Annotated in this window: 14 protein-coding genes; 4 read left to right on the top strand and 10 right to left on the bottom strand. The window is 38.6% G+C overall.

The genetic code is table 11. The annotated features are described in order from the left end of the window. Window positions 1-9: 9 nt before the first annotated feature. Both ispA and xseB read right to left on the bottom strand, forming a co-directional pair. The gene (gene ispA / locus A6E04_RS11320; RefSeq protein ID WP_065611391.1) at window positions 10-906 is read right to left on the bottom strand and encodes a (2E,6E)-farnesyl diphosphate synthase; all 897 of its coding nucleotides are present in this window, start codon (window positions 904-906) and stop codon (window positions 10-12) included. Beyond that, window positions 899-1,141 carry an exodeoxyribonuclease VII small subunit gene (gene xseB / locus A6E04_RS11315; RefSeq protein WP_012549706.1) on the bottom strand — a complete coding sequence of 81 codons (243 nt, stop codon included), beginning with the start codon at window positions 1,139-1,141 and terminating at the stop codon, window positions 899-901. Before xseB ends, ispA begins: the two co-directional genes overlap by 8 nt. A gap of 279 nt (window positions 1,142-1,420) precedes the next feature. On the opposite strand from xseB, the gene pomA reads away from it, so the two are divergent. The 3 genes from pomA to thiI all read left to right on the top strand — a co-directional run bounded on the left by pomA (window position 1,421) and on the right by thiI (window position 4,744). Beyond that, a complete protein-coding gene (pomA, locus tag A6E04_RS11310) occupies window positions 1,421-2,185 on the top strand; it encodes a flagellar motor protein PomA (RefSeq protein WP_012549707.1) in 765 nt (254 codons plus the stop codon). Window positions 2,186-2,199: 14 nt separating this feature from the next. Continuing rightward, window positions 2,200-3,129, top strand: a complete 930-nt coding sequence (locus A6E04_RS11305; RefSeq protein WP_017023084.1) for a flagellar motor protein MotB — start codon at window positions 2,200-2,202, stop codon at window positions 3,127-3,129. Between the two features lie 166 nt (window positions 3,130-3,295). Further along, entirely contained in the window at window positions 3,296-4,744 is a 1,449-nt protein-coding gene (gene thiI, locus A6E04_RS11300) for a tRNA uracil 4-sulfurtransferase ThiI (RefSeq protein WP_017023085.1), read from the top strand. A gap of 61 nt (window positions 4,745-4,805) precedes the next feature. Here the strand turns inward: thiI and A6E04_RS11295 are convergent, their stop codons facing one another. Then, the gene (locus A6E04_RS11295) at window positions 4,806-5,723 is read right to left on the bottom strand and encodes a LysR family transcriptional regulator (protein ID WP_065611388.1); all 918 of its coding nucleotides are present in this window, start codon (window positions 5,721-5,723) and stop codon (window positions 4,806-4,808) included. A gap of 113 nt (window positions 5,724-5,836) precedes the next feature. Between A6E04_RS11295 and A6E04_RS11290 the strand changes: the two genes are divergently transcribed. After that, window positions 5,837-6,742, top strand: a complete 906-nt coding sequence (locus A6E04_RS11290) for a DMT family transporter (RefSeq protein WP_065611386.1) — start codon at window positions 5,837-5,839, stop codon at window positions 6,740-6,742. A gap of 69 nt (window positions 6,743-6,811) precedes the next feature. Here A6E04_RS11290 and A6E04_RS11285 read toward each other — a convergent pair whose 3' ends face one another. From A6E04_RS11285 to A6E04_RS11255, 7 genes are all read right to left on the bottom strand, one after another. After that, a complete protein-coding gene (locus A6E04_RS11285) occupies window positions 6,812-7,402 on the bottom strand; it encodes a DJ-1 family glyoxalase III (protein WP_065611384.1) in 591 nt (196 codons plus the stop codon). Beyond that, window positions 7,399-8,292: a 2-dehydropantoate 2-reductase gene (gene panE, locus A6E04_RS11280; RefSeq protein ID WP_175365427.1), complete on the bottom strand. Its 894-nt coding sequence runs from the start codon at window positions 8,290-8,292 to the stop codon at window positions 7,399-7,401. The genes A6E04_RS11285 and panE overlap by 4 nt, the downstream gene beginning before the upstream one ends. Window positions 8,293-8,399: 107 nt before the next feature. Beyond that, a complete protein-coding gene (locus A6E04_RS11275) occupies window positions 8,400-9,260 on the bottom strand; it encodes a nucleoside-specific channel-forming Tsx family protein (RefSeq protein WP_065611382.1) in 861 nt (286 codons plus the stop codon). Window positions 9,261-9,543: 283 nt separating this feature from the next. Next, entirely contained in the window at window positions 9,544-10,887 is a 1,344-nt protein-coding gene (locus tag A6E04_RS11270; RefSeq protein WP_023603643.1) for an AmpG family muropeptide MFS transporter, read from the bottom strand. A 107-nt stretch (window positions 10,888-10,994) separates the two neighbouring features. Further along, entirely contained in the window at window positions 10,995-11,552 is a 558-nt protein-coding gene (locus A6E04_RS11265; RefSeq protein ID WP_065611380.1) for a peptidylprolyl isomerase, read from the bottom strand. A 2-nt stretch (window positions 11,553-11,554) separates the two neighbouring features. After that, window positions 11,555-12,124, bottom strand: coding sequence for a YajG family lipoprotein (locus A6E04_RS11260; protein WP_017023093.1), 570 nt, complete (start codon window positions 12,122-12,124; stop codon window positions 11,555-11,557). Window positions 12,125-12,137: 13 nt separating this feature from the next. Further along, a complete protein-coding gene (locus A6E04_RS11255) occupies window positions 12,138-13,286 on the bottom strand; it encodes a methyltransferase (protein WP_017023094.1) in 1,149 nt (382 codons plus the stop codon). Window positions 13,287-13,374: the final 88 nt, after the last annotated feature.

Raw genomic sequence — 13,374 nt, 5'->3', positions numbered from 1 at the left:
TTATCTGTTTTAGTTTTTACGCTCGATGACGTATTGAGCGAACGCTTGCATTGCATCCGTGTTATATGGAATATCATCTAATGCAGTGATAGCCGTTTGGTATAATTGTTCTGCTTTCAGTTTAGCACCATCAAGGCCTAATAAAGCAGGATAGGTACTTTTCTCTAAGGCTATATCAGAGCCTTGAGGTTTTCCTAATGTTTCGGTGTCACTTGTGATATCTAAGATATCATCTTGAACTTGAAAGGCGAGACCAATAGCGTCTGCGTATTTTTCAAGTTGTGGAAGTATTTGTTTGCCTTTTTCACCAGCACATAACGCACCAAGTTGAATGGCACTTTTCATTAATGCACCGGTTTTGTTGGCATGGATTTGTTCTAAAGAGACTAAATCTACTCGCTGCCCTTCGGCTTGTAGGTCAAGTGATTGACCCATACACATCCCTGATGCCCCTGATGCTTTAGATAATACTCGTATCATATCAATACGCGAGGATTCAGCTTCTTCTGCTAGGGTACCGTTAGCCAAAATTTCAAAGGCTAAAGTTTGCAATGCATCGCCAGCGAGAATGGCTGTTGCTTCATCGAATTTAATATGACAAGTTGCATGACCACGACGTAAATCGTCATTATCCATAGCTGGTAAGTCATCATGAATTAATGAGTAAGAATGAATACATTCAACTGCCGCCCCAGGCGCATCTGCATGCTCACTATCTATGCCTAACATGTTAGCCGTAATATAGACGAGATAAGGACGTGCGCGTTTGCCACCTAATAATAATGCGTATTTCATTGCATCAGTAAGCGGTTGTTGCTGAATTTCAATCTTTTCAAGCCATTGATTTAAATGTTCAATGTTACGCTGTTGAAAAATAGGCAGTTGTTGTTTTAGTGAATCAGTCATCATTGGCATCAAAAGGGGTTAGTTCTGCATTATCATCAGCTTGAAGGAGAATATCGACACGTTGTTCAGCTTGAGTCAGTTTTTCTTGACCTGCTCGTGCTAATGAAATGCCACGCTCAAATTTCTTTAAGGCATCTTCAAGGGGCAAGTCGCCACTTTCTAACTGATTCACGACAGAATCCAATTCTTCAATTGCCGCTTCAAATGTCAAATTTTCCGGTTTTTTTACAGCCATAATGATTCACTCTTAAAATGATCCAAGAAAGGTAACTCAGAGAGGGGAGAGGGTCAATTGAACTGATGAGAAAGTGTAGGATAAAGGTAAAATTTAGTAATAAAGGGTTACTTTTTAATCTAACGCGCTTTAAAGCATGTTTTTTCACAAATAAAATTAAACCATCTTGCATTGTGGTCGATATAAAAAGAAGCGGTAAAAATCTGCCATATATTAGTGGCTTAATTTTTGCTTAGCACACTATACATAAACACAAGCAGCAAGATAGGGGAGCGCTCTGTGGATTTAGCAACGTTAATAGGCTTAGTTGGTAGTTTTGCATTTATCATCATGGCAATGGTACTAGCGGGTGGCTTAGCCATCTTTATGGATGTTACATCAGTTCTTATTGTATTTGGTGGTTCAATATTTGTTGTACTAATGAAGTTTACGGTAGGTCAATTTTTTGGCGCAGGTAAAATTGCGGCTAAAGCTTTTATTTTTAAAACCGATGAACCCGTTGATTTAATTGTCACCATTGTTGAAATGGCTGATGCTGCTCGAAAGGGTGGTTTTCTTGCATTAGAAGAAAAAGAGATCAGCAATTCATTTATGCAAAAAGGCATTGATTTGTTGGTTGATGGCCATGACGCGGAAGTCGTTAAAGCGACACTGCAAAAAGACATCGCATTGACGAATGAGCGACATGAAAAAGGCATTGGTGTTTTTACCGCTTTTGGTGATGTAGCCCCTGCGATGGGTATGATTGGTACACTAATCGGCTTGGTCGGTATGTTATCAAACATGGATGATCCTAAGTCAATTGGTCCTGCCATGGCTGTCGCACTTTTAACGACGCTTTATGGTTCAGTTATTTCAAATATGATTGCATTCCCTATTGCACATAAATTGGAATTACGTAAAGAACAAGAAAAACTAAACCGTCGTTTGATCCTTGATGGCATTCTTGCGATTCAAGATGGTCAAAATCCTCGTGTTATTGATAGTTATCTACGTAATTATTTAAACGAGAAAAAACGCGTTGTTGATACTGGCGAAGAATAGATTAGGAGCTCATGATGGAAGATGAAGATAAGTGTAAATGTCCTCCTGGTTCCCCTATATGGATGGCAACATTTGCGGATTTAGCAACGCTATTGATGTGTTTCTTTGTTTTATTGCTTTCTTTTTCGGAAATGGATGTACTGAAATTTAAACAAATTGCAGGCTCCATGAAATTCGCGTTCGGCGTTCAGAATGTGCTTGAAGTAAAAGACATTCCAAAAGGGACAAGTGTGATTGCGCAAGAGTTTAGACCTGGGCGACCAGAGCCGACACCGATTGAAGTGATTATGCAGCAAACGATCGATATTCCTCAGAAAACATTAGATTTTCATGATGGAGAATCGGATCGTGCGGGTGGTTCAAAACGCGAAGCTGGTAATTTAACTGGTGGAGAATCATCGTCCACATCGACGCAAACTAATGCGCAAAGTGACGCTGAATCTCAAAGTCAAAACCAGAGCCAGCAAGAGTTAGAAGAGACAATTAAAAAAGCGTTAGAGCGTGAAATTGCGGAAGGTGCAGTAGAAGTTGAAAACTTAGGTCAGCAACTTGTTATTCGTATTCGTGAAAAAGGTGCATTCCCTGCGGGGTCCGCATTTTTACAACCTAAATTTCGCCCGTTGATTCGTCAGATTGGTGAGCTAGTTAAAGATGTTCCCGGCATTATTCGTGTTTCTGGTCACACTGATAACCAACCATTAGAGTCGGAATTATACCGTTCGAATTGGGATCTATCAGCTCAGAGAGCGGTATCGGTTGGGCATGAAATGCTGCGAGTTAAAGGGTTTAATAGCGATCGTTTACGAGTTCGTGGTATGGCATCAACAGAGCCATTAGGTCCTAATAAAACAGCAGCGCAACGGGCTAGAAACCGTAGAGTTGAAATTAGTATCATGCAAGGCAAACCGTATGAAAGTGATGAAGTACCTGTAGCGCAAAACTAAACAAGACTAATTACGTAACGTAATTAGGGATATTAAACAGGAAAGGCGGGTTGAATTAGCAACCTGCCTTTTTTTTGGGTATAATCTTGCGCCTCAGATTAGGGCATCGCCAATCTAATCTAATCGTATTTATTTGATCGTTACACCACACCAGTGAAGCCTATTTATGAAGTTTATCGTTAAGCCACATCCAGAAGTTTTTGTTAAAAGTGATTCAGTACGTAAGCGTTTTATTCGTATTCTTGAAACGAATTTACGTAGCATCATTCAACGTGATACCAAAGGCGTTGAAGTGATTAACCGTCGTGATTACATTGAAGTTTCAGGTCTTGATGGCACATACCGTAATCAAGTACTTACGGCTGTAACGCATACTCCGGGTATTCACCATACGTTAGAAGTAAAACAAACAGCATTTGCTGATATGCACGACATCTATGAACAATGTTTAGAGATGAACCGTGAGATCATTGAAGGAAAAACATTCTGTGTTCGTGTGAAGCGTCGTGGTACTCATCCATTTACATCGATTGAACTAGAGCGTTACGTAGGTGGCGGTTTAAATCAGGCGGTTGAATCTGCAAAAGTAAAATTAAAAAATCCTGACGTTACCGTTAAGTTTGAAGTTGAAAATGAAAAACTAAACTTAGTGATTGCTCGCCATAAAGGTCTTGGTGGTTTCCCTCTTGGAACTCAAGAAGATGTATTAAGTTTGATCTCTGGTGGCTTTGATTCAGGCGTTTCGAGTTACTTACACATCAAACGTGGTTCAAAAGTGCATTACATGTTCTTTAACCTAGGTGGCCCTGCTCACGAAATTGGTGTTAAACAAGTTTCTCATTTCTTATGGAAGAAATACGGTTCATCTGCAAAAGTAAAATTCATTGCGGTCGATTTTGAACCTGTGGTTGCTGAGATCCTTGAGAAAGTTGATGATGGTCAAATGGGTGTTATCCTAAAGCGTATGTTTATGCGTGCAGGTGGCATGGTTGCTGAGAAGTTAGGTATCCAAGGTATGGTTACTGGTGAAGCGCTAGGTCAAGTATCAAGCCAAACACTGACTAACTTACGTCACATTGATAATGTCACTGATACATTGATCCTTCGCCCGCTAATCAACTGGGATAAAGAAGACATCATTAATGTTGCTCGTGAAATTGGAACGGAAGATTTTGCTAAAACAATGCCTGAGTATTGTGGTGTTATTTCTAAGAAACCAACCATCAAAGCTGAAAAATTCAAATTAGAGAAAGAAGAAGCTAAGTTTGATTTCTCTATTCTTGAGCAAGTGATTTACGATGCTCGCGTGATGGATATTCGTGCGATTGAAAAAGAAAGCCAAGAGCAAGCACCTGAAGTTGAAATGGTGTCTGAGCTAGGTTCTGATGTGGTTGTTCTTGATATCCGTAGTGCGGAAGAAGAAGATGAAAATCCATTGGAAATAGAAGGTGTTGAAGTTAAACACTTGCCTTTCTTTAGAATTGCGACTCAGTTTGGTGATTTAGACCAATCTAAAGAGTACCTATTGTACTGTGATCGCGGTGTAATGAGCCGACTTCAAGCGTTATTGTTGATTGAAAATGGCTACAAAAATGTGAAAGTTTACCGTCCGTAACTTGCGACGTATTAATTATGTAGAATGAGATAAAGAGAGCTGAATAATTAGCTCTCTTTTTTTATGTCTGCGTTTTAAATTGTTGAACCATAAAATCAATAAATACTCTCAACCTATTAGGCATATGATTACTTCTTAAGAACTGCATAATTATCTCACCTGTGTAATTTCCCTGAAGTTTCCAATCTGGCAGTACTTCTATTAACTTTCCATGAGTAAGATCTTCTCTTACAACAAAGTCAGGAAAGACACCGATACCAAGATGGTGTTTGACTGCATCCAATCGCATTCCTGTGTGGTTAACAATAAATTGGCCATTAACCGTCATGGTTAAGCACTCATTACCTTTCTCAAATTGCCATTGGTTATCATGTTGAGTTTCACCAAGGTATAAACAATCGTGAGCACTTAATTCTATAGGATGGTTGGGGATTCCTTTTTGTTTTAAATACTCTGGAGAAGCACAAAGGAGCAAATCTACATCCCCTAGTTTTTTAGCGACTAAGTTTTCTTGAGGACTGTTTGTAAGTTTGAAAATTAGGTCAAGATTGTCATGAATAGGATCGCAAGGTTGATCGGTTACTTTTATCTTGAGAGTAATGTGTGGGTAGTGATGAACAAAGATACGAAGAAGAGGTTGCAGCACTTTATTACCAAAGGCTTTCGGTGTGGCAATCCTTAATTCACCTTCAATTTTATTGTTATTACTGTCAGATACGTTTACAACCTCTTGAGCGTTATCGACAATGTTTTTACAATAATTATAAGTATCTTGTCCAGCAACGGTCAGAATTTGTTTTCTAGTCGTTCTTTCTAATAGCTTCACTTGTAGTGCTTTTTCAAGTCGAGAAACCTGACGACTTACCCCTGATGGTGTCATATCAAGAATGATCGCAGCTTTACTGAAACTTCCTGAGTCCACTACGGTTACAAAGGCAGCCATATCTGGTAGTAGGGTAATTAGCTTATTTATGTCCATCAGTCACAAAAGATTTGATTTAAGAGGGGATTATTTAACCTATCAGTTTCCAGTATGTTAGTGCAAATAAGGATGTGAGTTATGTTATCTCACAAGGAAAAAAGAGAATAGCGATGGAAAGCTGTGTAACTAGAGAGCAACAAGGCCCCCTTAATCAATACCTTCCTCCTTTGATGTTATTACTTGTCGCTATCTTTTGGGGGACAAGCTATGGGATTGCGAAAGAAGCCCTTTTATTTACTGGAGTGTTGGTTTTTTTAGTGATTCGGTTTGTTATGACAACACTCATTTTATTACCCATCGTTATTTATCGAAAAAATATAGCGCATTGGAAATCGGTTATTCCAACAGGGTTTATTTTATTTTTAATCTTCGTGTGTGAAACGTATGGAATAAAAAACACAACAGCGTCTAATGCTGCTTTTCTTATTAGTTTGTTTGTCGTTTTTACTCCATTTGTTGAATGGCTTATAAATAAAAATAGACCCACGAATAAGCTCTTCTTTTTATCTATTATGTCTGTCATTGGTGTGTTTTTATTAACCAATGCTAACGTTCATCAAATTAATATAAATATTGGCGATGTTTTAATGTTAATGGCGGCCGTATTAAGAGGGTTTATGGTCGTATTTACTAAAAAAGTGATGGTTGATAAAGAGGTTGATCCTATTATGGTGACAAGCGTTCAATCAAGTGTTGTCTCGATTCTTTCTATTATTTTATTGTTGTTTATTCATGGTACTGAATTTATTGACACCATTCCAATGGAGTTCTCTTTCTGGTTGTTAGCTCTTTATCTTGTTTTATTTTGTACCGTATTTGCTTTCTATGCTCAAAATTACAGCGTGAAGAAGATGTCGCCGACTAGGGTTTCTATCTTAATGGGAAGTGAGCCTATATTCGGTGCTCTGTTTGCTTTTTTATGGTTGAGTGAAAGTTTTACTGTTATTCAAATAATGGGAGCAAGTCTTATTTTTATCGTAACCTTCATAGTGACGAGAAAAGAAACCGCATCATAGTGTAGAGAAAGAAAAAAGAAGGAAATCCCAATGGCAATTTTATTTGGTATCGGGATTTCAAGCATCCGATTAGGCTTGATGGTAATTTAATGTTGGTAGTGTTACTAAGTCAGTCGCTAATTGAGCGGTCAGTTCTTTACCACCAAATTGCGTCACAATTTCCATTGCAAACTCCAGTGCAGAACCTGGGCCTTGACTTGTAATTAGGTTATTTAGTACATCGGTAAACACACGTTTTACTCGGCGGTTTTGTTCTGGAATGTGGTGCATTAGTGCGGGGTAACACGTCATTAAAGCGGCAGGGTAAATATTATGATGTTGGAGTACGATGGCAGGCGCTGCGCAAATTGCAGCAACCCATTTACCATCGTCTTTTTGTTGTTTTAGTAGCTCAATTAATAATGTACTGTCGCGGAAGTTTTCAGAACCTTTTAGCCCACCAGGAAGAACGATACAATCAAATTCTTCATCAGCGACATCGACTAGTTTTACATCGGCAGTTAGTATTACTCGTTGTGCAGCCTTCATGGTTAATGCACCATCAAATGCGGTACTGGCAACGGTGACATCAAATTTAGCGCGCTCTAGAATATCAATAACGGTAATGGCTTCAAGCTCTTCTGTTCCTGGTGCTAGGCAAACGAGAATTTTAGTGGTCATAGTGTGTTCTCTTCTAATTGTTTTATTTTATTATACAGGGCTTGGTTAATTGGTGCTGAAATTTGGTGTTTCTCGGCTTGTTTTAAAAGGTAGCCAGTAATGAAATCAATTTCACTTCGGCGTTGATAAAAAAGATCACGGTTCATGGAGGAGTAATTTACAGACGTTGCGGTAATCACTTGATTAACGGTGGTGATTAATTCCTTTAAAGACCAATCAATGTGATTTTTTTCAAGCACCAGATAGACTTCATTACAGATAGTTAAAACATCACTATGCAATTTAGGATGCAGTAGATCGCCATTTTTACATTGATGGATTGCGGTTAATGGGTTTATTGCGCAGTTAATGGCGAGCTTTTTCCAAAGTGCGGTTTGGATGTTTGAATTCCATTCTACAGAGTCTAATGCATGATGAAGTACATCTTGCATAAAATGACATTGTTCACCAAGTGGATTAAATGGACCAATAACGGTTGTACCAAGACCTGTGTGTTCAACTGATTCTTTATTGTGTTTTAGTGCTGCATGAGTCGTGGTTGCTTGTAAAATAGGGTGGTGATCTATGTGATTTTTTACAGTATCAATAGCGCCCATTCCATTATGCATAAAGAGTAATATGGTCTCTTGTGATAAATGAGGAAGTAAAGGGAGTAGAGCGCTTTCTACTTGCCATGCTTTAACCGTAATAAAGAGTAAATCACAATAGGTTAGTGATTCTTTATCGTTACAAGAAAAAGTGTGCGAAGAGTTTTCTTGTGCACTTAAAGAAAGAGAAACATCAGAAGGCGCTGAGCTTCTTGTCCATAAAGAGACATTATGCCCTGCTTTTTGCAGATAACACGCCCATAAAGAACCGACAGCTCCAGGACCAAGAATGGTGATATTCACGCGACTATCCATTAAGAATAAATAATGAAAGTAGTGTAATGGGTTTGCTAGAAAAAACAAAGGCGCTCATGATGAGCGCCTTAATAAAATCGAGATTCTAGCTTAGATTAGAATTTGTAAGTAACACTTACATAGTGGCTCACGCCTGATGATTCCCATTTGCCAGTATCACCTGTGAAGAAGTTAGTTGCAGAACCATCATCTAAACCGTAAATATCTTGGTAAGCTTTTAGGCCGTAACCAACAGCAAACTGGTTTGAATGCCAGTAGATACCATTGAACATTGCACCGCCATTGCTTTTTGCACTGTATTCTTCTTTCATTCCAAATTGGTAATCAATGTAACCTTGGTAAGAAATGAATGAACCGTTATCGAAGAAGTAGAATGGTTTGAACCAGTTAGCTGACACTTGGTAGCCGTTCCAATCTTTTTTATTTAGATCGTAAAGACCATAAACATTAAGACCAACTTTACCTAACCAAGGAACCATGATATCAGAGCCTAAACCCCAGAAAGAGTTATTAACACCTTCTGTTTTGCCTGTTTTTTCATTATAACTAGTGTTCCCGCCCCAGTTAAATAATGTTGCAACGTACAGTTCTTGAATAGGACCCATAGATAAATCTTTACCAGTTAGTCCGTCTAAAGACATACGTGGTGCAAATTTCATGAACATTTTATCTGGTGATGTAGATTTATCTGTGTCGTCTTTGTTTGCTAGGTTGAATACATCAACGTAACCATAAAGATCAAAGATCCCAGAGCGACCGCCAAATTCCATCTCTAAATAGTCATGTGTGTTTTCTGCAGCTGTGCTTGATGCTGGCTTCTCATCAATTGAATACATGTAGTTAAACTGCATGAATTTAAAATCGTTTTTATGAGTATCGCCATCGGTGTAATCAGCAGCGAAAGTAGGAGCAGAAAGAGTAGCAAGAACAGATAGAGCTAAAAGGGATTTACGCATAATGGCATCTCTATAGTTATGTATTACTAATAATCAGCAAGTAGGTTTAATTCTTGCCCTTAAGTTGTGCACATAATATAGATAAAGTTCACTTTTTTAAATGCAAAAAATGTAATGTTGATGTTATATGTAGATCTTGATCTTGTTTATAAATTTAACTATAAATAAATAGTGATCAAAATCACTTACTTGACGTTAATTTGACATGATTTTGTGATCTGGAAACAATAAAGCCCCCGGGTTAGGGGGGCTTTGGTAGCAAACTTGTTATGACTTCTCTGGTTTAAGAACCTTGAGACTTATCAAGTAGGGCTTTAAAGTGATCTTTAAGCATAAGCAACATAATTAGGCTTGGGATAACCATTACCGCTGTCAATATGAAGAATAGAGGCCAACTATTTAGATAGTCGGCAAGCTCTCCACTGAAAGAGGCTAATGTCGTCCGACCTAAGTTCCCTAAAGAGGCAAGTAAGGCGTACTGCGTTGCAGAGAAAGCTTCGCCAGTTAAAATAGTTAAGAAGGACACAAAGGCAACGGTAGAAAAAGCCGTTGTGAAATTATCAACAATGATGGTTGCTAAGAATAAGTGTTCGTTAGGGCCAACATTTGCAATCAATGCAAACATCAAATTACTTGCTGCCATCGCGACCCCACCAATCATTAGACCTTTAATAACACCAAAACGGACATTAATTAAACTGCCTAAAAGAGTAAAGAAGATGGTCGCTCCCCAACCAATTAATTTTGAGTAATAACCAATCTGTTCATTACTGAATCCAATTTCTTTGTAAAATGTAATCGACATTCTTCCTAAAAAGGCTTCGCCAATTTTAAATAAGAAAACGAATAACAACAGGGTACAAGCGGTTTTTACGCCATTACGTTTAAAGAAATCATAAAATGGTTCGATGATCGTTACGGAAAACCAAGTAGCCGTTTTTGAGCCAATGACTTTATTGTATCGTTCTTCTGCTTCATGTTGCAGTTCATCACGTTTAGTTTTTGGTTCTCCAACTAATAAAGTGAAGACCATCAATAGAGCCACAATCGCGGTCATACCGTAGTAGACATTATTCCATCCGATAGTATCTGCATTAACAAAAGCAAGATACCCAGGAAGGGAGTAACCAGTCCACCAGCCAATAACCGCCATTGCAGACGCTTGTGGCATTTTGGTTGACTCTGATTTAGGAAATGTGTCTATACGGAAGGCATCAATGGCAATGTCTTGAGTAGAAGAAGCGATTGAAATAACGAGTGCAAACATTGAGATAAGCACCAGATTATCGGTAGGGTTTAAACCTGCAATTTGGAAGGTTGAGACTAATACAATACCTTGGCAGAGGAAAATCCAACTTTTACGTTGCCCTAATTTTTTACTAAGGAAGGGTAATTTTACACGGTCAACTAAAGGTGCCCACATAAAATTAATGGCATAAACTGCAAATACTGAACCGAAATAGCCAATAGCAGCACGAGTTAACCCTGCATCTTGGAGCCAACCTGACATATTTGAGCCGATAAGAACCCACGGGAAACCACTTGAACAACCAAGCATAAAAACCCAAAGTAGGCGTTTATCCATGTAACTTTTAATTGCGGTTTTCCATTGCATCGAATGGGACATGTAACGCTCCTTGTTATTCTTATAATAGGAATAAAAGAGGGAAATAATTCAGCATAAACAACAGAGCAGCTCGAAAGCTGCTCTGTAATTGGATTATCTTAACTTGATTATTTAATCAATGTTGCTTTAGTTATGATAATTGGCTCAACGGGAATATCACGCATCCCATTGGCAAGGGCTTTGGTTGGTTTTGAGGCCATGTTTTGAATAATGTCAAAACCTTGGGTTACTTTACCAAAAACAGCATAACCTGGTGGGCGTTGATTTGCGTTTAAGAAATCGTTGTCATTTAAGTTAATGTAAAACTGACGAGTGGCTGAATCCGGATTATTGGTACGAGCCATTGCAACCGTAGCGGTATCATTACCTAAACCGTTATAACCTTCGTTTTTAATTGGGCCATAATTCGATTTTTTCAGCATGTCTTTATCAAAACCGCCGCCTTGAGCCATGAAGCCAGGGATCACTCGGTGGAATTGCGTTCCTACGTAGCTTCCATCTTCGACATAGCGAATAAAGTTAGCGACAGATATTGGCGCTTTCTCTGCATTGAGCTCAATAGTAAAGCTACCTAATGTGGTATCAAATTTTACGGATTCAGCCAATGCTGATTGAGTGAAGCCAAGTGCGGCAATTAAAAGAGCCACTTTTGAAGTTAGTTTCATGATTAGAAATTACCTTTAATGTAGGTTTGAAGTTCTTCATCAACGGCAATCTTATCTAACACTGCATTGATAAGATCGTTAAGTACGCCTTCAATTGCTTCATTATCTGCACTCATCGCGCCCGTTTTCTCAGAAACACCAGTGTAGGTTTTAACAAATTTACCTTGTGGAGTTTCAGCGGTTATTTGAAGTTTCACTTCTGTTTTCATGTCATTGCTCATTAGAGAGTGTTGAACACTGACTAATGCTTCAATGATGTCTAAACGTAAGGTGTTATCACTGTCTACGGTAATTACAAACCCTTGAGCTTTCAATTGAGTAGATAACGCATCTTCTAGTGTTACACGTAAATTTTGCTTAGCGTGAATAGGCTGTACGTTCTGGCGCCCGTTATCAATAACAGCGACGTATTGTGCAGTTCTAAGATCGCTACTATCCAAAGTAAGCGTCGTGCCATCAACAATTTGATGTGCATTTGATGATGGAACTGGCTTAATATCCAGTTGAGGATCAGAAGGAGCACTACATGCTGCTAAAAATAGAGCAGAAAGGGCAATAATGGCCTTTTTCATTGGGGAATCCTTTTTATTTTGATTTTTCAGCTTTAACGGCTTCTAAAATAACGAATTTGGAATTGCTAGCAATGGTGGTGACGTTTTCTTCACCGAACAAGCGACATAATTTATCATCATAATCAAGATGACGGTTTCCAATAACTAATAATTTCCCTTCTTTGCATAAGATGTGCTTAGCATCACAGAACATTTGCCATGCAATATGGTCAGTAACGGCTTGGCCTTGATGAAAAGGAGGATTACATAATACTAAGTAACTACTGTGTTTTTTAAATCCATCCAAGCAGTTATTCGCAATAAACTGAAATTGACGTTCTTTACCTAGATTGACTTCTAAATTACGACGAGCTGATTCTACAGCCATAAAGCTTTCATCTATGCAGGTAATTCGTGCTTCTGGGTTTAGTTGAGCAGCTTTAACACTCAAAACACCATTGCCACAACCTAAGTCGATGATATGACGCAATTCTGCATCAACTGGAATATGTTCAAGCATAAAACGAGCGCCTTGATCTAAACGCTCACCTGAATACACATTAGGGTAATTTAGCAGATCGATATCTTCATTATCAACACTCCAACACACGGCTTCTGCAATGGTTAGTGGATTGGTTGCATTTGCATTTGAGAAAACTAGGCGGTGTTTTTTCCAAGCTAATGATGTCTTGGTTTCCCCTAAATAGTCTTCAAAAACTTCAAGTGTTGAGCTGTGTATTTCTTTCGCTTTATTTACGGCAATAATTGGGCATTCAGCCGTCATTGATTGGCGAAGCTGTTGAAGTTGCCAAGCGAGCATTCGATTGTTTTTTGGAATTTGCATTATCACAAGGTCGAAACCTTGAGGCATTTCCTCCGTTGAAGAGATCAACTGTACGCGGTTACATTGATTACGTTGTAGGTTTTTTAATGTACCTCGTTGAGAAACAAACGAATCGGTCATCATGGTGACATTGTGCTTTTCAGAGAACCAGCAAGATAAAGCACCAAAATTATCATTTAAGATAAGGATGTTTTTATTGTCTTCTAGGTTTAGCTCTTCTTCTACATGCTTAATGATGAACTCATCACCGGCATCCCATGCTTGCAATAATTCTTGAGCACGTTTTGGGTAACGCTGTAGATTGAGAGTACGATCAAACAAACATAATTCAGTTTTCATATATAGGATCTTCAAATAAGGAACGCTTCTGGCTATTGTCGCAAATGGTGTATAAAGTGGAAATAGAAGAATTGAAATAAAGAAGGGA

This window comes from Aliivibrio logei (assembly GCF_001691055.1).
GTDB classification, from domain to species: Bacteria; Pseudomonadota; Gammaproteobacteria; order Enterobacterales; family Vibrionaceae; genus Aliivibrio; species Aliivibrio salmonicida.
Note: the sequence above shows the minus strand (reverse complement) of the source record. Positions and strands in the feature narration are given on the sequence as shown.

Excerpts from the sequence above, each read along its gene's own strand:
- ispA (WP_065611391.1), bottom strand. The coding sequence starts at position 906 with ATGACTGATTCACTAAAACAACAACTGCCTATTTTTCAACAGCGTAAC.
- xseB (WP_012549706.1), bottom strand. The coding sequence starts at position 1,141 with ATGGCTGTAAAAAAACCGGAAAATTTGACATTTGAAGCGGCAATTGAA.
- A6E04_RS11305 (WP_017023084.1), top strand. The coding sequence starts at position 2,200 with ATGGAAGATGAAGATAAGTGTAAATGTCCTCCTGGTTCCCCTATATGG.
- thiI (WP_017023085.1), top strand. The coding sequence starts at position 3,296 with ATGAAGTTTATCGTTAAGCCACATCCAGAAGTTTTTGTTAAAAGTGAT.
- A6E04_RS11295 (WP_065611388.1), bottom strand. The coding sequence starts at position 5,723 with ATGGACATAAATAAGCTAATTACCCTACTACCAGATATGGCTGCCTTT.
- A6E04_RS11290 (WP_065611386.1), top strand. The coding sequence starts at position 5,837 with ATGGAAAGCTGTGTAACTAGAGAGCAACAAGGCCCCCTTAATCAATAC.
- A6E04_RS11285 (WP_065611384.1), bottom strand. The coding sequence starts at position 7,402 with ATGACCACTAAAATTCTCGTTTGCCTAGCACCAGGAACAGAAGAGCTT.
- A6E04_RS11275 (WP_065611382.1), bottom strand. The coding sequence starts at position 9,260 with ATGCGTAAATCCCTTTTAGCTCTATCTGTTCTTGCTACTCTTTCTGCT.
- A6E04_RS11270 (WP_023603643.1), bottom strand. The coding sequence starts at position 10,887 with ATGTCCCATTCGATGCAATGGAAAACCGCAATTAAAAGTTACATGGAT.
- A6E04_RS11265 (WP_065611380.1), bottom strand. The coding sequence starts at position 11,552 with ATGAAACTAACTTCAAAAGTGGCTCTTTTAATTGCCGCACTTGGCTTC.
- A6E04_RS11260 (WP_017023093.1), bottom strand. The coding sequence starts at position 12,124 with ATGAAAAAGGCCATTATTGCCCTTTCTGCTCTATTTTTAGCAGCATGT.
- A6E04_RS11255 (WP_017023094.1), bottom strand. The coding sequence starts at position 13,286 with ATGAAAACTGAATTATGTTTGTTTGATCGTACTCTCAATCTACAGCGT.